This is a genomic window from Lysinibacillus sphaericus (genome assembly GCF_005217585.1).
Taxonomy (GTDB): Bacteria; Bacillota; Bacilli; order Bacillales_A; family Planococcaceae; genus Lysinibacillus; species Lysinibacillus sphaericus.
This window is the reverse complement of sequence record NZ_SZPT01000006.1, coordinates 94,235-117,578: the sequence shown is the minus strand read 5'-3', so window position 1 is coordinate 117,578 and position 23,344 is coordinate 94,235. Positions and strand designations below refer to the sequence as shown.

Annotated in this window: 22 protein-coding genes; 9 read left to right on the top strand and 13 right to left on the bottom strand. The window is 37.9% G+C overall.

Annotation, left to right across the window (positions count from 1 at the left end; genetic code table 11):
• Window positions 1-9 precede the first annotated feature (9 nt).
• The 6 genes from FC748_RS19045 to mutY all read right to left on the bottom strand — a co-directional run bounded on the left by FC748_RS19045 (window position 10) and on the right by mutY (window position 6,413).
• A complete protein-coding gene (locus FC748_RS19045) occupies window positions 10-990 on the bottom strand; it encodes an ABC transporter ATP-binding protein (protein WP_025220606.1) in 981 nt (326 codons plus the stop codon).
• Window positions 965-1,978, bottom strand: a complete 1,014-nt coding sequence (locus FC748_RS19040; RefSeq protein ID WP_108031111.1) for an ABC transporter ATP-binding protein — start codon at window positions 1,976-1,978, stop codon at window positions 965-967. Before FC748_RS19040 ends, FC748_RS19045 begins: the two co-directional genes overlap by 26 nt.
• Window positions 1,979-2,303: 325 nt before the next feature.
• Window positions 2,304-4,028, bottom strand: a complete 1,725-nt coding sequence (locus FC748_RS19035) for an ABC transporter ATP-binding protein (RefSeq protein WP_172583052.1) — start codon at window positions 4,026-4,028, stop codon at window positions 2,304-2,306.
• Between the two features lie 249 nt (window positions 4,029-4,277).
• Window positions 4,278-4,829: a nucleoside tri-diphosphate phosphatase gene (ntdP, locus tag FC748_RS19030; protein WP_024364550.1), complete on the bottom strand. Its 552-nt coding sequence runs from the start codon at window positions 4,827-4,829 to the stop codon at window positions 4,278-4,280.
• Between the two features lie 296 nt (window positions 4,830-5,125).
• On the bottom strand, window positions 5,126-5,302 hold the full coding sequence (locus FC748_RS19025) for a gamma-type small acid-soluble spore protein (RefSeq protein ID WP_080653394.1): 177 nt from the start codon (window positions 5,300-5,302) through the stop codon (window positions 5,126-5,128).
• 79 nt (window positions 5,303-5,381) lie between these two features.
• Window positions 5,382-6,413, bottom strand: a complete 1,032-nt coding sequence (mutY, locus tag FC748_RS19020) for an A/G-specific adenine glycosylase (RefSeq protein ID WP_108031112.1) — start codon at window positions 6,411-6,413, stop codon at window positions 5,382-5,384.
• Between the two features lie 234 nt (window positions 6,414-6,647).
• Here mutY and FC748_RS19015 point away from each other — a divergent pair, with 234 nt between their 5' ends.
• The gene (locus FC748_RS19015; protein ID WP_024364548.1) at window positions 6,648-7,634 is read left to right on the top strand and encodes a metal-dependent hydrolase; all 987 of its coding nucleotides are present in this window, start codon (window positions 6,648-6,650) and stop codon (window positions 7,632-7,634) included.
• A gap of 87 nt (window positions 7,635-7,721) precedes the next feature.
• Here the strand turns inward: FC748_RS19015 and FC748_RS19010 are convergent, their stop codons facing one another.
• The 3 genes from FC748_RS19010 to recX are packed head-to-tail and all read right to left on the bottom strand — an operon-like array spanning window position 7,722 to window position 9,121.
• Window positions 7,722-7,991 carry a YfhJ family protein gene (locus FC748_RS19010; RefSeq protein ID WP_024364547.1) on the bottom strand — a complete coding sequence of 90 codons (270 nt, stop codon included), beginning with the start codon at window positions 7,989-7,991 and terminating at the stop codon, window positions 7,722-7,724.
• Window positions 7,992-8,321, bottom strand: coding sequence for a YfhH family protein (locus tag FC748_RS19005; protein WP_024364546.1), 330 nt, complete (start codon window positions 8,319-8,321; stop codon window positions 7,992-7,994).
• Window positions 8,318-9,121 carry a recombination regulator RecX gene (gene recX, locus FC748_RS19000; RefSeq protein ID WP_025220611.1) on the bottom strand — a complete coding sequence of 268 codons (804 nt, stop codon included), beginning with the start codon at window positions 9,119-9,121 and terminating at the stop codon, window positions 8,318-8,320. Before recX ends, FC748_RS19005 begins: the two co-directional genes overlap by 4 nt.
• Window positions 9,122-9,221: 100 nt before the next feature.
• Between recX and FC748_RS18995 the strand changes: the two genes are divergently transcribed.
• The 5 genes from FC748_RS18995 to FC748_RS18975 all read left to right on the top strand — a co-directional run bounded on the left by FC748_RS18995 (window position 9,222) and on the right by FC748_RS18975 (window position 14,117).
• Window positions 9,222-10,118, top strand: coding sequence for a TIGR01777 family oxidoreductase (locus FC748_RS18995; protein ID WP_024364544.1), 897 nt, complete (start codon window positions 9,222-9,224; stop codon window positions 10,116-10,118).
• 84 nt (window positions 10,119-10,202) lie between these two features.
• Window positions 10,203-11,021: a polysaccharide deacetylase family protein gene (locus tag FC748_RS18990; RefSeq protein WP_029747431.1), complete on the top strand. Its 819-nt coding sequence runs from the start codon at window positions 10,203-10,205 to the stop codon at window positions 11,019-11,021.
• 72 nt (window positions 11,022-11,093) lie between these two features.
• Window positions 11,094-12,482: a 23S rRNA (uracil(1939)-C(5))-methyltransferase RlmD gene (gene rlmD, locus FC748_RS18985; RefSeq protein WP_024364543.1), complete on the top strand. Its 1,389-nt coding sequence runs from the start codon at window positions 11,094-11,096 to the stop codon at window positions 12,480-12,482.
• 158 nt (window positions 12,483-12,640) lie between these two features.
• On the top strand, window positions 12,641-13,327 hold the full coding sequence (locus FC748_RS18980; protein WP_024364542.1) for a Crp/Fnr family transcriptional regulator: 687 nt from the start codon (window positions 12,641-12,643) through the stop codon (window positions 13,325-13,327).
• 130 nt (window positions 13,328-13,457) lie between these two features.
• Window positions 13,458-14,117, top strand: a complete 660-nt coding sequence (locus FC748_RS18975; protein ID WP_024364541.1) for a peroxiredoxin-like family protein — start codon at window positions 13,458-13,460, stop codon at window positions 14,115-14,117.
• A 518-nt stretch (window positions 14,118-14,635) separates the two neighbouring features.
• On the opposite strand, the gene FC748_RS18970 is transcribed toward FC748_RS18975, so the two are convergent.
• Window positions 14,636-14,974: a hypothetical protein gene (locus FC748_RS18970; RefSeq protein WP_108031113.1), complete on the bottom strand. Its 339-nt coding sequence runs from the start codon at window positions 14,972-14,974 to the stop codon at window positions 14,636-14,638.
• A gap of 501 nt (window positions 14,975-15,475) precedes the next feature.
• Window positions 15,476-16,657 (bottom strand): MFS transporter, encoded by a 1,182-nt coding sequence (locus FC748_RS18965; RefSeq protein WP_108031144.1) that lies wholly within the window; start codon window positions 16,655-16,657, stop codon window positions 15,476-15,478.
• A 365-nt stretch (window positions 16,658-17,022) separates the two neighbouring features.
• Between FC748_RS18965 and FC748_RS18960 the strand changes: the two genes are divergently transcribed.
• Window positions 17,023-17,208, top strand: coding sequence for an SE1561 family protein (locus FC748_RS18960; protein WP_024364537.1), 186 nt, complete (start codon window positions 17,023-17,025; stop codon window positions 17,206-17,208).
• Between the two features lie 44 nt (window positions 17,209-17,252).
• Here the strand turns inward: FC748_RS18960 and FC748_RS18955 are convergent, their stop codons facing one another.
• On the bottom strand, window positions 17,253-18,053 hold the full coding sequence (locus FC748_RS18955) for a YwqG family protein (RefSeq protein WP_108031114.1): 801 nt from the start codon (window positions 18,051-18,053) through the stop codon (window positions 17,253-17,255).
• A gap of 220 nt (window positions 18,054-18,273) precedes the next feature.
• On the opposite strand from FC748_RS18955, the gene FC748_RS18950 reads away from it, so the two are divergent.
• Both FC748_RS18950 and FC748_RS18945 read left to right on the top strand, forming a co-directional pair.
• Window positions 18,274-19,809, top strand: a complete 1,536-nt coding sequence (locus tag FC748_RS18950; protein ID WP_024364535.1) for a fumarate hydratase — start codon at window positions 18,274-18,276, stop codon at window positions 19,807-19,809.
• Between the two features lie 356 nt (window positions 19,810-20,165).
• Window positions 20,166-22,070, top strand: coding sequence for a heavy metal translocating P-type ATPase (locus FC748_RS18945; RefSeq protein WP_108031115.1), 1,905 nt, complete (start codon window positions 20,166-20,168; stop codon window positions 22,068-22,070).
• Window positions 22,071-22,418: 348 nt separating this feature from the next.
• Here FC748_RS18945 and FC748_RS18940 read toward each other — a convergent pair whose 3' ends face one another.
• A complete protein-coding gene (locus FC748_RS18940; RefSeq protein ID WP_024364533.1) occupies window positions 22,419-23,342 on the bottom strand; it encodes a YihY/virulence factor BrkB family protein in 924 nt (307 codons plus the stop codon).
• Window positions 23,343-23,344: the final 2 nt, after the last annotated feature.

Here is a 23,344-nt window from a genome sequence, read left to right as displayed (position 1 = left end):
TTATATCATTCAATGTTGAATCGCATCATAAAGATGACAAGCAACATAATGACCCGGCTTCACTTCTTGCATGTTCGGTACAACGCTTGAGCATTGTGCCTTCTTAAACGGACACCTTGTATGGAATGCACAACCACTCGGCGGATTGGATGCACTCGGAATATCTCCAGATATAATAAGCTGCTCACGTTCAAAAGTTGGATCAGGCACAGGAACAGAAGATAATAATGCCTGCGTATATGGGTGGAGCGGCTCTGCATATAAATTTTCACTTGCGGTCAACTCTACTAATTTGCCTAAATACATAACCCCAACACGATTACTAATATGGCGTACAACACCTAAGTCATGTGAGATAAAAATATAGGTAAGCTTTAGTTCCTTTTGCAAAGATTGCATTAGGTTTAAAACTTGAGCCTGAATTGATACATCTAACGCAGAAACAGGTTCGTCCGCAATAATTAAACGCGGGTTGGTCATCAGCGCTCGCGCAATGCCAATGCGTTGTCTCTGTCCTCCACTAAATTGATGAGGATAGCGTTTTACATGATATTCATTTAAGCCAACAATTTTAAGCAGCTCAATTACTTTCTGCTTGCGTTCTTTTGAATTGCCCATTCCATGCACAATGAGTGGCTCCTCTAAAATCTTGCCAATCGAATGGCGTGGATTAAGTGAAGCATAGGGGTCTTGGAAAATCATTTGGATATCCCTTCGTGCTTTCCGCATTTCACTATTCGATAAGGAAGAAAGCATTTTGCCACCGAATTCAATGTTCCCTGCGGTCGGTTCAAGCAAGCGCATTAAAAGGCGACCTGTCGTTGACTTACCACATCCTGATTCGCCCACAATACCTAATGTTTCCCCTTCGAATACTTCAAAGGATACATTGTCCACAGCTTTTACATCGCCAACTTGCGTATTCAAGAATCCTTTGCGAATTGGAAAGTATTTTTTTAACCCTTCAACTTTCAATAGCACTTTCGACATATTGAATCACCTCCTGTTCTTCCAGTAAAAAGCACCTTGCTCTATGTTGCTCTGTCTCTTCATATAAAGGTGGTGTTTGTTGTAGGCAACGTTCCATTGCAAATTCACAGCGTGCTGCAAAACGACAGCCATCTTTTATCGTGCCCGGCCTAGGTACACTGCCAGGTATTGAGTAAAGGCTATCTTTTTTGTAACGCATATCTGGCACAGATTTAATAAGTCCTTGTGTATAAGGATGCTTAGGATTTTTAAACATTTCTTGAATAGGTGCTTCTTCAACAATTTGCCCTGCGTACATAACAATAACGCGTTCGCAAGTTTCTGCTACGACCCCTAAATCGTGCGTAATTAATAAGACAGCCGTATTCATACGCTTGTTCAAATCTTTCATCAGTTGCAAAATTTGTGCCTGAATCGTCACATCGAGGGCGGTCGTCGGCTCATCGGCAATCAGCACCTTCGGGTCACAGACCAATGCCATGGCAATCATCACTCGTTGGCGCATCCCTCCAGATAGTTGATGAGGATAATCCTTTAGTAGTTCCTCTACACGTGGTAATCCTACTAGTTTCATAATTTCTACCGCCCGCGCAAAAGCCTTCTTTTTCGACCACTTGGGATTATGGATTAAAATTGCTTCTTTTAATTGCTCGCCAATTGTAAATAAAGGATTTAAGGAAGTCATAGGCTCTTGAAAAATCATCGCCACATCCTTACCACGTACTCTTTGCATTTGCTTATCCGTTAATTTCGCTAAATTTTTGCCTTCTAGCAGTACTTGTCCACCAGTAATTTTTCCTGGTGGTGAAGGGATCAATCCCATAATGGACAAAGATGTGACACTTTTCCCACTACCCGATTCCCCTACAATCCCTAAAATTTCTCCTTCATGGACTGAAAAATCAATATCATCAACGGCAGGAATCTGTCCATCATCTGTGAAAAACGTTGTTTGTAACCCTTTTACTTCTAACAGCTTTTTTCGCATGTTCAATCGCCCCACCTCACCAATATTTTCAAAAAATACAATTTTATTGAATATTATATACTAACTATCACTAAATTCTCTATTTTCAGATAATTCTAACTAAAATATTTCTCTCTTTCAATCATTATTATTCTGCAAATTACATATATTTTCTACATTTTTCTTCCCCTCCTCCAAAAACTTCTGTTAAATCGATAAATTTCCACAAAAAAAGCCTTCCATTTTATTAACAATGGAAGACTTTTTTGGTGCCAGGCACGCAAACAATTTGGGACTTAAAACCCCATACGGTGCAAATCATCGGCATTCGTATATTGTGTGATACTTAATCTAAATGTTGTACTTGGAATAAATTATAGTAAGTGCCTTGCTTCTTCATTAGTTGTTCATGATTACCTTCTTCTATTAATTGTCCATGCTCAATAACAAAAATATTATCAGCATGTGTAATGGTTGAAAGTCGGTGCGCTATAATAATCGTTGTGCGATCATGCACAAGGGCATCTAATGATTCTTGAATAAGTGCTTCACTTTCCAAATCTAGCGCTGATGTCGCTTCATCTAAAATTAAAATCGGTGGGTTTTTTAAAAATACACGGGCAATGGCCACTCGTTGCTTTTGACCACCTGATAATTTTACGCCTCGCTCTCCTACCTTTGTGTTATAACCATTTGGTAAGTTCATAATAAAGTCATGTGCATTAGCTGCTTTTGCAGCCGCCATTACTTCCTCATCAGACGCACCTGGTTTCCCCATCAAAATATTTTCCTTAACTGAATCACTAAAGAGAATATTATCTTGAAGCACAATACCAATTTGTGAGCGCAATGAATGGATTGTGACATCTTTAACATTATGTCCATCTACAAAAACCGCTCCAGCTGTCGCATCATAAAAACGGGGGATTAAACTAATAATAGTAGATTTCCCACCACCACTCATTCCTACAAATGCAACCGTCTCCCCTGGTTTTATGGTAAAGTTCATATTTTTTAAAATTGGCGAACCATCCACTTCATATTGAAAGGCTACATTTTCAAATCGTACTTCACCTGTAGCTCGCGGTAATGGAAGGGCATTTTCCTTGTTTTTTACCTCATAAGGCTCATCCATTAGTTCAAACATACGATCCATCGAAGCGATAGATTGTGTTAACGTTGTGGATGAACTTACTAAACGACGAAGCGGTCCATAGAGTCGCTCAATATAAGCGATAAAAGCAACCATTGTTCCAAGCGATAATGAGCCATTAATCACTTGATAGCCGGCATAAGCAATAACAAGCAATGGTGCCACGTCCGTAATTGTATTGACTACTGCAAAGGACTTGGCATTCCATCTCGTATGATCTAGCGCTTTTTCAAAAAACTCGCCATTGGCTTCATCGAATAGTTGTTGTTCATGCTTTTCTAGCGTAAAGCTTTTAATAATACTCATCCCAGCCACTCGCTCATGTAAATAACTTTGCACACCTGCAAGTGCCTGTGAACGGTTACGTGTTAAAGTTCGTAGTTTACCAAAGAAGAACTTTACACTAATTGCATAGAATGGGAATGCAATTAGTGCAACAAGCGTCAGTTTGACATCCATTGCTAGCATAATACCGACCGCAATGACAATTGTTGCAAAATCAAGCCAAACATTCATTAAACCAGTCATAACAAAGTTTTTCGTTTGTTCCACATCGTTAATAACACGTGAAATGACCTCGCCAGCTCTTGTATTTGCGTAATACTTCAGGCTTAGTCGCTGTAGATGGGCATAAATTTCTTTTCGGATATCAAAAAGTACCTTATTACTCACATGCTGTGCAAAGTATTGACGGTAGTATTCTATTGGTGGTCGTATCACGAAAAATACAATAATTGTTCCACCTAGCCAATAAAACAATTCCTTTGTTTTTTCTGTATCCGTTAAATCATCAGCACCAATAATATCATCAAGTACTATTTTTATAAGCAATGGAATAAATAACGGAATCGCAAATTTCACAATACCAATGAATACGGTTAAAAGTATTTCCCATGTGTATGGTTTTACAAAACGCATATAACGCTTTACGCTACCCAATTATCTTCACTTCCTTATTTGAAAGCCATTTCTGCTTAAATGGCTTTCTATACATTCAAAAAGAAACAGACATTCAATATTGAATGCCCTTACGTATTATAGCAATATTTAGCATGAAGTACAGTTAGTAAAACTTTTGTGCTAACTATTTTTCACTTTCATTGAAGCCTCTCTTTATAAAATACCCTTTACATGAAAAAAAACACCCATTAGTTAAACTAATAGGTGTTACTGACAATCATCTGCTTGCATATCGAGCTGAAACTTATAGCGATTCGTCCAAGCATCGATAAAATCAGGTGCAAAAGGCCCTCTTTTTTGTTGTATCCAGCTAATTAATTTTTCGACATTGCGCTTTAAAATTTTATCGATTACATCTGGGTAAGACATTTCCTGTCGATGTTGTTCATATTCATCTTCATCTAAAAGGGTATACGACATATCCGGAAAAACCTTAATATCTAAATCGTAGTCAATATATTTAATGGCATTATTATCGAAAACAAATGGTGAGCTTAGATTACAATAATAATACACACCGTCCTCACGCAGCATGCAGATGATGTTGAACCAGTGCTCCGCATGGAAATAACAAATAGAAGGCTCTCTCGTTAGCCACGTACGACCATCGGATTCTGTCACAAGTGTCCGTTCATTCGCACCGATTATAATGTTTTTCGTTCCTTTTAAAACCATTGTTTCTTGCCAAACACGGTGGATGCGGCCGTTGTGCTTATAACTATGTATTTGTATCGTTTCTCCTTCTACCGGTATTGCCATTTTTGAAGCCCACCTTTTCGTCTATGCTACCTAAATCTAGCAGTCTCTAGTATATTATAGCAATCTGTACGCGAAAGGTGTAGTTGAAAACTACAAATTTCACTGTGTCATGTTATTTATGTACAAATTTTCGTAAATTAATAGCAATTTCCATCATAACAAAAACCTTAGGAATTTTTTATCTTTCTATATTATACGTGTCACAAGATATAGAAAAGGGCTGTCCTTTTCATCTTTTCGATTGTTAGACAGCCCCTTAGAAGGTAAATGCAATTATGCAGTTACAAAGTGAGAGATTACTCGCTCGCGTTTTGGTTATTCTTAGCGTATTTGCCTGAAGCTTGAGCTTTATTCTGCTCAGCTTTAGCATTTTGCTTTTGCACTTCGTTGAAGTCTGTTTCATAACCAAACTCTTCACTTTGGCGTTGCATGTTTTTATTTGCTTGTTGGTTGTTGTTTTGATTTTTCTTCATCAGTCATTCACCTCCACGCTAATTATTGTGTACAGAGGTGATTACTTTTATGCTCTTATTTTTTAAATTTTCATTTCCACTATTTAATCGCTTGCCATATCTTCAGCATAGGTACAGGCATCGGTAATAATTCTATTTGCTCACGTGTCAGCCATTCACCCTTCTCAGCTGTTTTACTCTTCATATAATAAGCATTCACATGCCAAGTTAAATGAGAGAAGATATGCTTAAATGTTAAAATTGGCTGGTGTGCTTGGACATTTAATTCATGATGGTGAGCAAATTTTATCAAAGAATCATCTTCTTGTTCCACCATTGGAAACTGCCACATATTCGCGAGTAATCCTTCTTCTGGACGCTGTTCCATCAATATCCGTCCATCTTCATCCTCACAAACAAAGACATCATATGAAATATGCTTCATCTTTACTTTTTTAGATTTAATAGGCAGATTTTCGGGTTCACCCTCGTTAAAAGCTGTACAGTATTCTCGGACGGGACATAATAAGCACTTTGGTGAAGTTGGGGAACAAATAAGCGCCCCAAGTTCCATTAAGCCTTGGTTAAAAGAAGATGCATTTTCAGGATCAATTAGTTCTTCAACAGCCGCTTCAAAAATCTTCTTTGTTTTTGGAAGTGCAATATCATCATGGATATTAAGGACACGACTTAAAACACGCATAACATTACCATCAACTGCATGCTCGGGCTTATTATAGGCAATACTTAATATAGCTCCTGCAGTATAAGGACCAATTCCTTTTAGTTTTGAAATTTCATGCCGGTTATCAGGTACAATTCCCCCGTAACTTTCTAATACCTCACGCACACCTGCTTGTAAATTCCGTGCTCGTGAGTAATAACCGAGGCCTTCCCAATGCTTTAATAAATATTCCTGTGGAGCCTCTGCTAATAATTCTAGCGTTGGAAAGCTTTCCATAAAGCGATTATAATAAGGAATTACTGTGTCAACTCGTGTTTGCTGTAGCATGACCTCAGACACCCAAATTTTATAAGGGTCCTTTGTATGCCTCCATGGTAAATCTCGTTTTTCTTTTTCGAACCATTCGACTAAAGATTGTCGAAATTCTGTTACATATGGATAATTCACAGTGACCTCCCGTGTTTTTACGATTTAATTTATGATAAAAAGGGTATACAATTAAGAAAAGCTAATTCGCATAATATGACAAAAACGTATTTTAAATACGGTATCATTTACCGTATTATGTGAATGAATACTTAGCGATAGAAAGGTAAACTGTATAAAGCAATACGATACCAATATTGAAATATACATGTATGCATTGTACGCCTTTTTCACGCATGCTAGGAGTGGATAATTTTGGATTCAGGTACACATTTCGTTATGGGCATAGCACTCGGAGGTCTCGCTTTAGCTGACCCAGTAGTTGCAAATCATTCAATGACCTTTACCGCCGTTATGGCTGGTACCATTATCGGCTCACAAGCACCTGATGTTGATACGGTCTTAAAGCTTCGCAATAATGCGATTTATATTCGACATCATCGCGGTATCACCCATTCAATTCCAGCTGTAGTCATCTGGCCAATTTTAATTACAATCGTGCTATCACTAATTATTCAAGACGCGAATGTGTTGCATTTATGGCTTTGGACATTTCTTGCAGTAGCCATTCACGTTTTCGTTGATATTTTTAATGCATATGGAACACAGGCCATTCGTCCATTCTCTAGAAAATGGGTTGCACTTGGTGTTATTAATACATTCGATCCGATAATATTCACTCTCCATTGCCTTGGTATATTACTATGGGCATTTGGGGCAAATCCAGTTTGGACATTTAGCGTCATGTATGGCATTATTATCGTCTATTATATTTTACGATTTGCTGTGCAAAAAGCGGTTAAAAGAGCCGTTCATAATACCATACAGGATGAAGATTATGTTATTGTAGCTCCTACAATGCGATTTTTTCACTGGCGCATCGCTGCAAAATCTAAAACGCATTACTATGTTGGCCGTGCGTATGGGCGAACAGTTAATATTTACGATAAATTTGAAATCAAACCATTACCGAAAACACCGACTGTTGAAGCTGCTATGAAAGACCCGAATCTCGATGCCTTTGTGTCATTCTCACCATTATATCGATGGGAAATTTCAGAGCTTGAAAACGGCTTAACAGAAGTAAGGTTAATTGATCTTCGTTACCGTAGTGACAATCGCTATCCTTTCGTTGCAGTCGCTCATTTAAACGATGCCGATGAAATCATTACCTCTTACACTGGTTGGATTTTCACCGAAGATAAACTTCAGAAGAAATTACAAATTGGCGCTAGCAATTAAAGAGTCTACACAAAGCTAATAAAGCCGGGGTATCCTACTAAGGAACACCGGCTTTATTTTTCTTTTTTAACCTATTCCGTTTTCGATTTATTGTACGATATCGTCACTTGTATCCAGTAAATGAGCGTATTTAGGATTGCGCCCTGCAAATAGATGAAGCTTATCACCATAGCTAACGATTAATTGGCGCACTAACGTTTCAGTATAGTCAGCTCCTCGGTAATTGTAGCCCGCTTTGGCAGACGAGGATTCAAAATCACTCCAAAGAAGCTCCACCCAAACTCGCGCACGACCTACAGACATTTCAGGGTTTTTTGCCAGTAATTCTGTTGTTAGTTTGTCAATTTTTTCTTGCATTTACTTGCCCACCTTTATTGGTGATAATATAGAAACAGGTAATGCTTCCTGATACTTATCGCCGCCAAGACGATGCCCCCAAGCAAATCGTCCTTTTAAATAATCCACTTGGAAAAAGTTGTTATCAGAGCCATCAATGCGGTACATTTCCCCTGGAACAATCGTATCTAAATCGACTAAATAAGCTGCTGCCATTAAAGCTTTACGTTCGTAAACTGCAAATTCATTGAGTATGCCTAGTTGTTCCGCTTTGCGAGCCTTTTCTTTAAGCTTAGCTACTTCTTCACGTAATTCATGCTCTGTCATTGCAGCATAGTTTTTGTCATTCATTCTTCATTCTCCTTCTCTTCAATAAAACGATCTATAATTTCTACAGGAAATCCCTTTTGATAAAGCGCCTGCTTCGTTTTCATTTTTAATTCATAACCAGTATACTTCGCGGCATACTTTTTCCAAACTTTTTCGCCTTGTGCATCAAGCAATGCCTGCCATTCATCTTCTGCTTGTTCGATTTCTATCTGTCCGAGTACTTCATCTACAATAGTAAATGAATACCCTTTTCGCATTAAAAAATCTTGAATTTTGGCCTTTATTTGCGATGGTGTTTTCTTTTTTTCAGAACGAATTACTTTTTCAGCAAGCTGTGTGGCAAGCTTTACTTGTTCCTCATGGCTAAATGTTTCCAGTACTTCATCTTGCAAACTTTTATCGATTCCCTTTTTCATAAGATCTTGTCGAATAGCTCGCGGGCCTTTTTTCATGGTAGCTTTTTTGGTGTTTAGCAATGCTTTTGAATAAGATTCATCATTTAAAAAGCCATATGATTTTAACTTTTGGATAGCTTCTAATATGACTGCTTCGCCGAACTCTAGTGAGCTTAACTTTTTCTTCACCTCATGCTCACTTCGCATTTGATAGGATAAATAATTCAGCCCTTTATTAAACGCCTTACGAATTTCATCTTCATAGGCAATTTCCTGAATATCAAATTCTTCGAGTACCTTCCCTTTTGTCAAACCAAATTGTATGAGAATTGCCTCATCTACTGGGAAAGCGTATTCCTCGTTCAAATATATATTATAACGTTCTGGATTGTTTTTTTGACGTGCAATTTTTGTAATAACACGCATATGAAACCACTCCTTTGCCTAAACATTATAACATCTTTTTCTTTTTTTCTATCTTTGTGTATAGTTGAGTTACATCTATTTGGAAAAAGGAGGGGTTCTTATGAAAATCGTTATTGCGGGCGGTACTGGTTTTGTCGGGAAAGCGCTAACCAAATTGTTACAAGAGCAAGGCCATGAACTATTTGTCTTGTCACGCAGCAATTCTAAATACGAAAATGGCATTCATTATGTCCAATGGCTACAAGATGGCGCACGACCAGAAAAAGAATTAGACAATATTGATGCATTCGTTAATTTGGCTGGTGTATCACTAAATGACGGCCGTTGGACAAAAAAACAAAAGAAGGCGATTTATACGAGTCGGATGGATGCTACATTAGAAATCGTTCGGATTATAGAGGAACTAGATAAAACGCCTGAAGTACTTGTAAATGCCAGTGCAGTTGGCATTTATCCACCTTCCATAGCGACAACCTATAGTGAAAATTTTAAGGATTATGCAACTGATTTTTTAGGATGGACCGTTCATGATTGGGAACGCCATGCTTTGCGAGCTGAAAAACTAGGCGTTCGTGTAGCACTCGCACGCTTTGGCGTTATTTTAGGTCGTGACAATGGCGCGTTGCCTTCCATGCTATTGCCTTATAAATTGCATATAGGCGGAACGATTGGTTCGGGTGAGCAATGGCTATCATGGGTCCATATCGAGGATGTGGCACGTGCCCTTTATTTTGCAATTACAAATGCGTCCATCAGCGGACCATTTAATGTCACAGCTCCTTATGCTACACGCATGAAGGAATTCGGACAAACTATCGCACAGGTAATGAATCGCCGTCATTGGTTGCCAGTCCCGAGTTTTGCCATGCGTTTAGCTCTTGGCGAACAAAGTATGCTTGTCTTAGAAGGCCAGCATGTATTACCAACAGTTTTACAAGCGCACAACTTCGAATTTCAATTCCCACATTTACAAGAAGCACTTGAAAATTTATTATAAAATCCGTGTGCAAAGTGCGACTTGAAGTAGGATAAATTTTAAAAAGTAACGCATCCTAAACGAAAAGGAAAGGATGCGTTTTTTATGTGGAAACAACATATTGTAGGTGCGGTAATTGCTACATTTATTATTGCCGCAGCAATTAGCTTTAATCCATACTTTGCTTCAGGCTCAGATGAATATCATTGGGGCATTAAAAAAGCACAGAATGGCGAACCAGCACAAGCAGGAGCACAACTTGACAAGCTACTCGACCAATATGGAGCAATTTATAAAGGAAAACCCGATAAAAAAGTTGTTTACTTAACATTCGATAATGGATACGAAAATGGCTTTACTGAAAGTATATTGGATACGTTAGAAAAAGAAAAAGCGCCAGCAACTTTCTTCTTAACCGGTCATTATTTAGAAAGTGCTAGTGACCTTGTTAAACGTATGGTACAAGATGGTCATACTATCGGCAACCATTCCTATGGTCATCCTAATATGGCTAGGTTAACGAGAGATGGTATGCGTGCAGAATGGCGTAAATTTGATGGGAAATTACGTGAATTAACCGGTATTGACCGTACAACATATGCCCGCCCACCAGAAGGCATTTTTAATGCGAAGTTGTTGGAAGTCGGCAATGCTGAAGGCTACCGTCATATTTTCTGGTCTGTCGCTTTTAAAGATTGGCTAAAGGATGAACGTCGTGGAGCAGATTATGCGTATAATGCATTGATGGAACAACTTCACCCTGGTGCAGTCATTTTAATGCATACCGTAGCGCAAGATAATGCAGAAGCACTTCCTTTATTTATTGCCGAAGCGAAAAAGCAAGGCTATACATTTTTATCGCTCGATGATTTAGTATTGGAGTATGAAGATTTCCCTGTCACTATGCAATCGTCCACTCCTTAGTTATAATGGGGAGATGATATCAGCATGTTATCAGTAACTACGTGCTGTACAAAGTTAAAGGACGTGGATCGCTTGACGCAACAAACAACGATGGAAGTGGGACAAAAATTCCCATTAACGATAAAGAGACTTGGTATTAATGGGGAAGGCGTGGGCTTTTATAAACGCAACGTTGTCTTCGTAAAAGGCGCTATACCAGGAGAAGAAATTACTGCCCAAGTCACAAAAACACAACGAAATTTCGCAGAGGCTGACATACTGGCGATTCGCAAAGCATCGCCGTATCGTCAGGAAGCACCTTGCCCTGTTTACAATGAATGCGGCGGTTGTCAACTTCAACATATGACATATGAAAAACAACTTCTTGAAAAACGCGATATTGTGATGCAAGCTTTAGAACGCTATGCTAAGCCGTTAGCTGCATCTGTAGAAGTTCGCCATACACTGGGTATGGATAACCCATGGCATTATCGCAATAAAAGCCAGTTCCAAGTACGCAAAGAAGGCAAACGTGTTTATGCAGGTCTTTTTACTGAAGGCAGCAACAAGCTACTGAATATTAATGATTGTCTTGTACAACATCCAATCACATCGAAAATTACAGTAGCAACACGTAAAATTTTACAAAAATTAAATATTACAATTTACGATGGTCGTACGCTCGATGGTTTAGTGCGTACGATTGTTGTACGTACGGGGATTCGTACAGGTGAAACGCAAGTCGTGCTTGTAACGACACGCAAAGAAATCCCCCACCTTGCTGAGCTTATAACACGCATTAAAAAAATCGACCCAAGTATTGTATCAATTGCACAAAATATTAATCGTGAAAAAACTTCACTAATTTTCGGTGATGAAACGATTGTACTAGACGGCAAGGAAACAATTCATGAGGAACTTGGGGAATTAGCATTTGACCTTTCGGCTCGCGCGTTCTTTCAATTGAATCCAACGCAAACCGTACATTTATACAATGAAATTAAAAAAGCAGCGGCATTAACAGGTAAAGAAACGGTTGTTGATGCTTACTGTGGTGTAGGAACAATTGGTTTATGGCTAGCTGATCAAGCAAAAGAAGTTCGTGGTATGGATGTTATTCCAGAAAGCATTCAAGATGCTCGAACTAATGCACGCAAGCATGGTTTTAAACATACGAAATACGCGGTGGGCACTGCCGAAAGTGTTTTAGCGAAATGGCGCAAAGAAGGCTTTACGCCGGATGTGATTACTGTCGATCCGCCGCGCACAGGCCTTGCTCCAGAATTTATTCGCACTGTTCTAAAACTAAAGCCAAAACGTTTTGTCTATACTTCTTGTAACCCCTCTACACTGGCTAAAGATTTACAGGAATTATCAAAACTTTATGATGTGGAATATATTCAGCCCGTTGACATGTTCGCACAAACTGCCCAAGTGGAGTGCGTTTGCTCCTTGGTTCTTAAAGCGGAACATCGAAAATGATATACTTTTAAAATTTTGTTGATCTTGATTAAGCGTAGTCTACATTTTGTAGACTGCGTTTTTTTTACAGTTCTGCTTAAGCTGAGGTACTGTCACGATTGTCGATTGATTTCATGTGTTATAGTCTTGTAGAGCCCATGCAATTATAAGGAGGAAAAATGGATAACATTCAATACTTATCGCAATTTAATCTGCTTAATTCGCTCTCGATGGAAGATTTAATAGAAATGGAACAATTAACATTAATAACGACTTTTCCGAAAAACACTTTTATTCAAACACCAGAAACTTTTTCGGAGGGGCTTTACTTTGTTAAAAAGGGGAAGTTGCGCCTGTATAAGGTAAATGCTCAAGGTAAGCAATTTACTTCGGATATACTCAACGAAGGTAATGTATTTGGGGAAATGGATATCATATCATTTGGTACCCGAGAGAATTTTATTGAAACGATAGAGGAAAGCCATATATGTTTGATGAATAAGGAAAGATTTGAAAATTTTTTAATTCAGCGGCCTCAATTTATGATGACATTGTTAAAAGTACTTAGTAATCGAGTTATCGGTATGAGTCAGTTAACGCAAAATCTAGCTCTTGGGAAACTACATGACAAAGTTTTATATGCGCTTATTAAACTATCTGATCAGTTTGGACTTACGGGTGATAATGAGTATTACAAAATAGATTTTCCTCTTTCGCATCAAGAAATCGCCAATTTAGTTGGTGCAACTAGAGAAGCTGTAACTGTGGTTTTACAAGAACTTGTTAAAGAAGAAGTCATTAAGACAGGATTTAAAACAATCTATATCCATCGGAAAGCTTTTGGAGAGAAACATTTCTTAGACTGAAAAATGCTGGAGCGTATCAAGTAGCAAAGAGATTTTCAAAATGAGTTGTAAACAACATTACATCTTCCTTCTAGAAAAAGATGTATCGTATAACTACATACAAAATATAATACGATACGGAGATGACATAATGGAAAACACGCCATTTCAAAAATTGCAAAGAGATTTAGAAATAGCAGCTACACATATGGAAAAGGTGCTCCCAAAGGAAGTGCTGGATGCATTCGAAAAATCGATTCAGGATTTACGTACATCTGATTCCGGTAGGGGTTTAAGAGCTGGAGTCAAAGCGCCTGACTTCACTTTAGTGGATTCTACAGGTCAAAAGATAACTTTGTCTGAAGAACTTTTGAAAGGGCCTGTTGTTCTGATATTTTACCGCGGTACATGGTGTCCATTCTGTAACCTTGAGTTGAAAGCATACCAGCGAATGAATGATGACATTAAGGCAATTGGGGGCCAATTGATTGCAGTTAGCCCTCAAACTCCAAACTATTCTGCATCTGTACAAGAAAAGAACGAATTAAATTTTCATGTTTTAAGCGACTTGCACAATAAAACAGCAGAACAATATAATCTTAAATTTAAATTACCTGAATATGTATATCCTATCTACAGATCGCTTGATATTTCACTCGAAACATTTAATGGTGATCATTCTTGGGAACTTCCAGTACCAGCTACTTATGTAATTGATAAAGCAGGCATTATCCGTTTTGCTAGCGCCGAAGCAGACTATAAAAAACGCATAGAACCTAGTAAGGTGATGCATATTCTCCAGTCACTTTAGCAGCATCTTCGAATTAAAAAATTATGATGAGATAGAAAACAGTCTCTCAGTTAGCCACATTCGTTTGGAATAACGAGGAGTTTCCAGCGTTAATATTACTATAGATTGGACGTTTTTATCATAGCTTAAATCTATGTTGTAAAAACATGCAAGTTGCGTGTATTGCAAAGCTTGCGTTAAGAAAATAAACAGTTAGAGCGTCTCAAAGTTTTTTGAGATGCTCTTTTATTTTAAATAAGAAAAAGAGCTTCTTGTGCAGAATTCAAGTCTCCCCCAAAGAATCAACTCTCCTTTCCCGTATACAAAAAATGATTTCACTCCTTAAAACTACAACTTCAGAAGGTAGGTGTAGACTGCCTCTTGTATAGATAATCTCTCCTCTAGGTTCCTAATCCTCTTCAGAAATCAACGCTGGAAAGAAACTTATCATGCAGTTTTCCTAGATTGTCGTATTTTTTACTCTCTACTATGTAAAATATCAAAATTGTTAGCATTATTTTTACTTTTAGAGTTTCTTTTTATTTTAACAAGGTAAAAAAACCACTATCTTTTAAAGCATAATGCTCAGTCTCTTTATTACATTCAAAAGAATATGCAATAGCATTTTCATGATCAAACTCTAAATAAAATTTTAAGCTCTCAAAATTACACAATATAATGCTAAAGGTTTCAACACTTCCAAAATCTTTATTTTGTTTATATATTTCTATGGATTTTTCTAACGATTCTCTTAATATAGCCCTAGCTGTTTCTGTAAGTTCTTCTTTGTTAAAAGATTTAATCGTCCTTTGAGAATCATCTAATAAATCCATTATCTCACTGTCATTTAAAAGGTCTGAGTTACGCATAATTTTCAAGGAATCTCCTCCTTATTCTTAATTAAATCTTTTAACCATAATACCACCAATTACTAGTTAATTCTTGTTACTATTATCAATTCTCCCCCTATTCCACACTCGCTTCCGCAAAATCACTTCCTGCATCCGCGGGTATTCACTCTGCTTTCGCGGGTATTTCACTTCACTCCGCGGGTATTCACTCTAATTTCGCGGATATTTCGCTCCACTTCGCGGGTACTCCACACCATTTCGCGGGTATCACTATTGATCAAATGGATTCTCCCCCATTATGCGGGAATTCCATTTAATTCCTTATATATCTATCAACTATCTCATTGCTTTTATAATAGCTTATCTGTATAATATATTGTTAGGTGCCAAACCTACGTGGCATGGACTTAAACATCCGTGTCACACCGAAAAACGCCATTACAGCACGGATTTGCTGGGCGTTTTTTGTTTTATGAGCGGGAGATGAGCCCCGCTCTTTTATTTTTGCATATAAAAGCGACCATGACATTAAACCGTCACTGGTCGCTTATTTTTATGTTTCCCGAATACAAGTAAAACGATTGCCACAGTTAGTAAGAGCAACGACACAAGTAAAAGGAAGCTATAATTTTTTACAAACTCTAAATAAACCCCGCCTAAAAACGGTCCTGTTAAACTACCGATACTTAAGGCAATTCCACAAAGTAAGTTGCCAGTCGGTAACAGTTCTTTCGGCGTTAAATCCGCCATGTAAGTAATTCCAAGAGAAAACATCGAACCGACCAATGTACCTGCGAAGAAAAATACGATTGCTACCGCTAATGGTGAATGCTCTAAAAAACTAGCCACACTAAAAAGGATAGCTCCCCCAAATGCTCCAGTCATCAAGATGTTTCGCCGTCCAATTTTATCGCCCAGTGCGCCAAGAGGAACTTGCGTTAAAATACCTCCAAAAGTAAAGACTGATAAAATAATGGGAATGATATCAACATCAAAGCCTTTACGCAAGGCGTATACTGGAAATAAAGCATTTAACGACGATTCTAAAAAACCGTAAACAAAAGGGCCTAAAAATGCAATCCACCCAAATACAATAGCCACCTTATAGCGCTTCCATCCTCTTGCATTCATATCACCAGTTAGACGCTCTGGCTTCTCGTTGCGTAATAAAAATACAAATGACCATGCAAATAAGCACATAATCGACGACACAATAAAAGGCAATGGTTCAGCAATCTGTATAAGCTTTACCATCAATGGCCCTACCGCAAAGCCCGTACTAAAAGACAAACCATAAATAGCCATACCTTTACCTAAACTTTTATGATCGGCTGTGCTTGTAATCCATGTTTGAGTTGCATAATGTAGCGCATGATCGCCTACACCTATCAGCAAACGCAACACGAACCAAAATGTAACACTTTTCCATAAAGGAAATACAAGGAGTGAGACAAATACAAGTGCACCACCTATTAAAATAATTGGTTTGTAGCCCCATCTTCGTAAAGGTTGTTCGATAAACGGTGAGATTAATAAAGTTCCTATGTATAGACCTGTCGCATTTAAACCATTTAATGCAGAGGATACACCGTCACGTTCAAAAATAATAGAAATAAGTGGCAGTAGCATTCCTTGTGAAAATCCTGATATAGATACAATTAACACTAGGATTGCAAACCTTTTTTTGCTGTAATCTGAGAAGTAAGTCATTTTTTCCTCCAACATCAAGTCATCTTCCACATAACAGCATACCAAAAAGCCTTAGCGCTCACCACATGTGATTTTACGCTAAGGCTTAACTAACACTTATCTCCATTCAATTGTATAAACACGATTTTCGGCTTTTTATTTGCCGATTACTTGTTTAAACTCCCTCCTTTTCGAGTTAGAGTTCACCGTTTAGTACCATCAGCTCCTTTACTATTTCTTAAAACAACTTTAACATACAACATCAATATTGTAAATATTCTGTCTATTAATTTTTCAAAATAATCTCTAAGTCCTAGGTGTTTACCTAAGCATTGAAATTTAGTCCTAAATCAGCTACGATGTAAGGGACGAAATGAGGTGTATGTATGTCAAAGCCAATCACTGATAAAGAGCAACAAGTAACTTACTTAAAAGAACGTCTTGAAATGTTTTTAGAAGTATTAGATGCCATCGACCCAGAAACGACTGAATTACAGGATATTGATCGTCTAATTCAAATGATGGATGATTTAGAAGAGAAAATGGAGCAATTCAACGCTCGTGAACAATAATGACACGCAAAAGCAAGCGAGCAAATAATTTGCCCGCTTGCTTTTTAATGACAATCCCAATTATAAACAACCTGACTAAAATCTTTATTTTTAAGCTCTTCTTCTGTAATAAAGAAATTGCCAACACCGCAATCTCCCCACAGTATATGATCTCCTTCACTATCTATTTGCAATAACAACGTTGTTGAATCGTTATAATCGCCATAAGCTCTAGGATCATCCTGTGTAAAGAAAGGGTATCCCCCTATTTTATGCCCAGCTCCAGATAATACATCATACAATACATCTGCTAATTCTTCGTTTTCTTCAATAACCGCTAAGAGACTTGTGTACTTTTCCTCGCTTCGAAAATCACCCATTGATAAAGGTTCAAATTTTGCTTTAAAGCTTAATGCCAGTTCTTTCTCTACAGGAAAATACATTTCTTCATCCTCATTTTCGATAAATGAGAAGTCTTGCACAAGTTGCGATTCATCATCGATGATTGTATCGTGGAAAATAACGCGAAAACCCGCTTGATTTTTCCCATTATCGAAATCCATCCCTAAGACATCATCATAACCATCAATATAGAACTGCAATATCCCCTGCTCTGGTAAATGAGGCACGTGCTTAGGAACATCCGCAAAATTAATTTGTGCTAAAAGCTTTAATGGTTGTTGTTCCTCATTTTTAGGATATTCCATAGTCAGTGGAAAATATGGATTCCCTGCTAATTTACTTGCAAATAAAGTCGTTTCCTTTTCATGCGCTTCCATTACAACAACAGGACTCATTGTTCCTTCTATTATATTTCGATATGGTTCAACTTCCTTTGGTAACTTCAACGAATTTGTTTCTGACATGAAATATCCTCCTTGAATTAAAGTTAATTCCATTATAGAACAAATGTTCCCGATAAGCAATTACTCTCTTTAAACATTTAATGGCAAATTACGAAACATTAGAATTCTATAGTTATTCGCTAATTCCTACTACAATTACATGCACTCTTTTTTTCATTAGTGGAAAAGAGTATAATGGTTCGTGGAAATAATTAAATTTTCTATGGGGGGCAATACCAAAATGAATCTTCAAACTTTGGAGAAAAGTCTATATGATTTAATTACAGAAACGTCAACAAACTTACCAAAAGACGTACGTCGTGCCATTAAAAAAGCGAAAGAAGCTGAAAATGCAGGCACTCGTGCAGCAATGAGTTTGGAAACAATCTCTAATAATATTATTATGGCAGAAGACAATGTATCACCAATCTGCCAAGATACTGGTCTACCAACATTTAAAATCTACACTCCTGTAGGTGTAAACCAATTAGAGATTAAAGAAGCAATCAAAAAAGCAATTAACGATACAACAGCCGATGCAAAATTACGTCCAAATGCTGTTGATTCTTTAACTGGCGCAAACAGTGGCAACAACCTTGGTGATGGACTACCAGTTATGAAATTCGAGCAATGGGAAAAAGACTATATTACGATTAAATTAATTCTTAAAGGTGGCGGCTGTGAAAATAAAAACATCCAATACAGCTTACCATGTGAGTTAGAAGGTCTTGGTCGTGCTGGTCGTGACTTAGACGGTATCCGTAAATGTATTCTACACTCTGTATATCAAGCTCAAGGTCAAGGCTGTTCTGCAGGCTTCATCGGCGTAGGTATCGGTGGCGACCGCTCTTCTGGTTATGATTTAGCAAAAGAGCAATTATTCCGTCATGTGGAAGATACGAATGCAAATCCTGATCTTGCAAAATTAGAAGAATATGTTGTAAAAACTGCTAACACTTTCGGTATTGGAACAATGGGCTTCGGCGGTGAAGCAACTTTACTTGGTTGTAAAATTGGCGTTATGCACCGTATTCCTGCATCATTCTACGTATCAGTAGCCTATAACTGCTGGGCTTACCGTCGTATGGCAGTTGATATTAATCCAGAAACTGGCGAAATCATTAACTGGCACTATCAAGAAGGCGAAAAAATTACATTTAAAGATGAAGTTGCTGCAACAACAGAAGAGACTTCTACAAATGTTGTAGAACTAACTGCACCTATTACAGAAGAACAAATTCGTTCACTTAAAGTAGGTGACGTTGTATCTATTACTGGTCGTATGTACACTGGTCGCGATGCAATTCACCATCACTTAATGAGTCATGATGCACCAGTTGATCTGAACGGACAAGTTATTTATCACTGTGGCCCTGTAATGGCTAAAGATGAAGAAGGTAACTGGACAGTGAAAGCTGCTGGCCCAACTACTTCTATCCGTGAGGAGCCATATCAAGGCGATATCATGAAAAAATTTGGTATCCGTGCTGTAATTGGTAAAGGCGGTATGGGTCCAAAAACACTTGCTGCTTTAGGTGAACACGGTGGGGTTTACTTAAATGCAATCGGTGGTGCTGCTCAATACTACGCAGACTGCATTAAAGGTGTAGATGGTGTAGACTTAATGGAATTCGGTATTCCAGAAGCTATGTGGCATTTAAACGTTGAAGGGTTCACAGCTGTAGTAACAATGGACTCTCACGGTAACTCGCTTCACGCTGATGTAGATAAATCTTCTCTAGAAAAACTTGCCCTACATGCAGAAAGAGTTTTCTAAGCCAATAGCATATTTTTAACGAAAAGATTTACCTTTAACGAACACAAAATATAAAGGCACAGAATATTCCTAGTGAATATACTGTGTCTTTTTCTTCGCTATATAAACCCCTCTTTTTTCTTGAACAAGCTCACTATTTTATCAGTATATTGATTTGCAACTCCTCTAAACCAAATATTTCAAAGGACTTTTTATTCTATTTTAAATTTATTCCTTTCTTTTTCCAAACAGCTTTGTTATAATAATTCTAAATTAAGAAGGACTTGAATGAAAGTGGTTATCAACTACAGAAACGCTTGTTTTTCTTTAATTTATAAGGTTTTTGATATTGATTTTCATTATCAGGGGGGATTTAGATGGAGTACTCTAATCGAGAAAATGTTGGTTTAATTGAGAATATCAAAGTGCATGCAGAACTAATTGCTGCTATCATGGCTGGTTTATTTATTTTGCTTGCATGGCGTTTAGATACAAATGATCAAACAACGGCTTCAGTTCTTTTATATATTGTTGCTTTTTGTGTTGGAGGATTTGCAAAAGCAAAAGAAGGCATCGAAGAAACAATAAAAGAAAAAAAATTAAATGTAGAGTTACTAATGATTTTAGCTGCGATCGGCTCAGCAGCGATTGGCTATTGGACAGAGGGAGCCATCCTTATTTTTATCTTTGCTGTCAGTGGCGCTTTAGAAACATATGCAATGAACAAAAGTCATCGTGAAATTTCTGCTCTCATGAATTTACAACCTGAGGAAGCTTGGTTAGTACGTGGCGGTTTTGAACCGATGAAAGTCGCTGTCTCAACACTAAAAATTGGAGACCATTTACTGATTAAACCTGGTGAACGTGTCCCAGCGGACGGTATTATCTTTAAAGGACAGTCTTCTATCGATGAATCTGCTATTAGTGGTGAGCCATTACCGATTGCCAAATTTGAAGGTGACGAAGTATTTGCAGGGACAGTTAATTTAAATGGCGCGATTACTATGGAAATGACAAAACCGAATTCCGAAACATTATTCCAAAAAATTATTATGCTTGTGCAAAATGCTCAAAGTGAAAAATCACCTTCACAGCAATTTATCGAAAAATTTGAAGGTACTTATGTAAAATTAGTGTTACTATCTGTTGCACTTATGATGTTCCTTCCTCACTTTTTAATCGGTTGGGACTGGACGACTACGTTTTATCGAGCAATGGTACTTTTAGTAGTGGCATCTCCATGTGCACTAGTTGCATCCATTATGCCTGCCACATTAGCAGCTATTTCGAATGGCGCGAAAAACGGGATACTATTTAAAGGTGGCTTACACCTCGAACATTTAAGTGCGTTACGTGCATTAGCGGTCGATAAAACAGGAACTTTAACACAAGGTAAACCAGTCGTTACAGACTTCATCGTACGTGATGGCTTAAATCAAGAAGAAACATTAGCTATTCTTGCAGGTATTGAAGCACAGTCAAACCATCCATTAGCACAAGCGATTACTACCTATGCTAAAGCACAACACATATCTCAGTTTGCACAAGCAACGATTGAAGATATCCCTGGTTGGGGCATGAAAGGCTTTGTCAATGGAACAGAGTATCTAATAGGTAAACCAGATTTTGTTGGAAGTGAAGAAGCTAACACCTTCGCAAATAACGCATTATCAAAGCTTTCTGCTGAAGGTAAAACAGTAATCTTCATACGTGACAAAGAAGGTGTTGTCGCACTTGCTGCGTTAAAAGATACTGTTCGTGATGAAGCAAAAAAAGCTGTCGCATTGTTAAAAGAATTAGGAATTGATGTCATTATGCTGACTGGCGATAATGAGAAAACGGCTAAAGTGATCGCAAAAGAGGCAGGCGTTACTGAATATGTGGCAGAATGTCTTCCTGAAACAAAAGTGACGGAAATGAAACGCCTCCTCGATCAACATAAATACGTAGGGATGGTTGGTGACGGTATCAATGACGCACCAGCATTAGCAACAGCCACTACTGGTATTGCAATGGGAGAAGGGACAGATGTTGCCTTAGAAACAGCAGATGTCGTATTAATGAAAAATGATTTATCTAAAATTGCCTATGCGGTTCGTCTTTCTCGCAAAATGCAACGAATCGTGAAACAAAATATCTTCTTCTCTATCGGTATCATTGTTTTATTGATTGCCTCTAACTTTTTACAAGTTGTCGATTTACCACTAGGTGTTATCGGTCATGAAGGCAGTACAATTCTCGTTATTTTAAACGGCTTACGAATGCTTAATAAAAATGTATAAAAAAGGTGGTCTCAAACCGAGACCACCTTTTAAAGTGTCGATAAACCGTTGATTTCCGTTCCAGGCGCTCCCTTTCCGCAGAAAAAGTGCCAGTCACTCACACAATTTACTATGCATTTTACGAATTAATCCACATAGACTCCTGCGGGAACAGCACGAGTTGTAAGACGCAACAGACTGCGCGATAGCGAGGGTTGCGGTTTACACTGTGCCCGCGGAAAGCGTAGTGGATTTTTACGCTATAGGAGCAGAACTCTATACACGAGAAAAGTCCTCCCGTAACGAAAATTATCAGTAGTTAAATGTACAAATGCTGAAGGGTGATCTCAAACTGAGACCACCCTTTCATTATTTAATAGCACCTTCCGCTTTAAGCAATGCTCTCTTTTGCATCGTGGCATTTAAGACACCACCAAAAATTAAAATCATCCCTGTAAAATACAGCCACAACATTAATATAATAACGCCACCAATACTACCATATGTAGCAGAATAATTTCCAAAATTACTAATATAGAAAGAAAAACCATATGTCACAAGCAACCATGCGAGCGTCGAAAACATTGCGCCTGGCCAAACACCCATTAATTTCAATCGAGGTGTCGTATTCGGTACTAACCAGTAAATTGCCATCAACACTACAAAAATAAGCAACGGTGGCATCGACCAGCGAATATTGCGCCAAAGGGATTCAAACTCATCTTCAATACTAACGATTGAAAATAAAAAATGACCAATTTGCTGTCCAAAAACAGGTAATAAAAGTGCCACTGCTATTACAATTACTAAAGCTAAAGTAAATACAAGAGAGAGCCCTCGATCTATGAAGCTCACCCTATTTTCGGTATCGTACGCTTTATTTAAAGCTCTTAATAACGCATTGATTCCTTTTGACGCAGACCAAATCGTTCCAAGTACCCCAATTGATAATAGGCTGCTATTACGGTTCGTTAGCACTTCATTTAATGTACTTTCAATCAACCTGTATACTTCATCAGGCATTAAATTAACTAAAAACGAATACACTTGCGTTGTTTCTAAATTTAAATACGGCAATAGCGTTACAAGGAAAATGAGTAGGGGGAAGAAAGATAGCAAAAAGAAATAAGCAAGTTGCGCCCCAAGCGCCGATATTTCAACGCGTTGTATGCGAAGCATTAAATCTTGGATAAAGCCTTTCGATGTCATCACATCTACCATATCTTCATTTGGCGAAAAAAATGCTTTTACTTCCGCAAATGAAGAACGTATGGATGCCTTTTTCTTTTCCATTT

Bases quoted from the DNA above. Each gene is read 5' to 3' on its own strand.
- FC748_RS19010 (WP_024364547.1), bottom strand. From the start codon at position 7,991: ATGCAAGAAAAAATTGACAAACTAACAACAGAATTACTGGCAAAAAAC.
- FC748_RS19035 (WP_172583052.1), bottom strand. From the start codon at position 4,028: ATGCGTTTTGTAAAACCATACACATGGGAAATACTTTTAACCGTATTC.
- recX (WP_025220611.1), bottom strand. From the start codon at position 9,121: ATGCGTGTTATTACAAAAATTGCACGTCAAAAAAACAATCCAGAACGT.
- FC748_RS19045 (WP_025220606.1), bottom strand. From the start codon at position 990: ATGTCGAAAGTGCTATTGAAAGTTGAAGGGTTAAAAAAATACTTTCCA.
- FC748_RS18975 (WP_024364541.1), top strand. From the start codon at position 13,458: ATGGAAAACACGCCATTTCAAAAATTGCAAAGAGATTTAGAAATAGCA.
- FC748_RS18960 (WP_024364537.1), top strand. From the start codon at position 17,023: ATGTCAAAGCCAATCACTGATAAAGAGCAACAAGTAACTTACTTAAAA.
- FC748_RS18950 (WP_024364535.1), top strand. From the start codon at position 18,274: ATGAATCTTCAAACTTTGGAGAAAAGTCTATATGATTTAATTACAGAA.
- FC748_RS19040 (WP_108031111.1), bottom strand. From the start codon at position 1,978: ATGCGAAAAAAGCTGTTAGAAGTAAAAGGGTTACAAACAACGTTTTTC.
- FC748_RS18955 (WP_108031114.1), bottom strand. From the start codon at position 18,053: ATGTCAGAAACAAATTCGTTGAAGTTACCAAAGGAAGTTGAACCATAT.
- FC748_RS18940 (WP_024364533.1), bottom strand. From the start codon at position 23,342: ATGGAAAAGAAAAAGGCATCCATACGTTCTTCATTTGCGGAAGTAAAA.
- FC748_RS18990 (WP_029747431.1), top strand. From the start codon at position 10,203: ATGTGGAAACAACATATTGTAGGTGCGGTAATTGCTACATTTATTATT.
- FC748_RS18945 (WP_108031115.1), top strand. From the start codon at position 20,166: ATGGAGTACTCTAATCGAGAAAATGTTGGTTTAATTGAGAATATCAAA.
- FC748_RS19025 (WP_080653394.1), bottom strand. From the start codon at position 5,302: ATGAAGAAAAATCAAAACAACAACCAACAAGCAAATAAAAACATGCAA.
- FC748_RS19005 (WP_024364546.1), bottom strand. From the start codon at position 8,321: ATGAATGACAAAAACTATGCTGCAATGACAGAGCATGAATTACGTGAA.
- FC748_RS18980 (WP_024364542.1), top strand. From the start codon at position 12,641: ATGGATAACATTCAATACTTATCGCAATTTAATCTGCTTAATTCGCTC.
- FC748_RS18995 (WP_024364544.1), top strand. From the start codon at position 9,222: ATGAAAATCGTTATTGCGGGCGGTACTGGTTTTGTCGGGAAAGCGCTA.
- FC748_RS18965 (WP_108031144.1), bottom strand. From the start codon at position 16,657: ATGACTTACTTCTCAGATTACAGCAAAAAAAGGTTTGCAATCCTAGTG.
- ntdP (WP_024364550.1), bottom strand. From the start codon at position 4,829: ATGGCAATACCGGTAGAAGGAGAAACGATACAAATACATAGTTATAAG.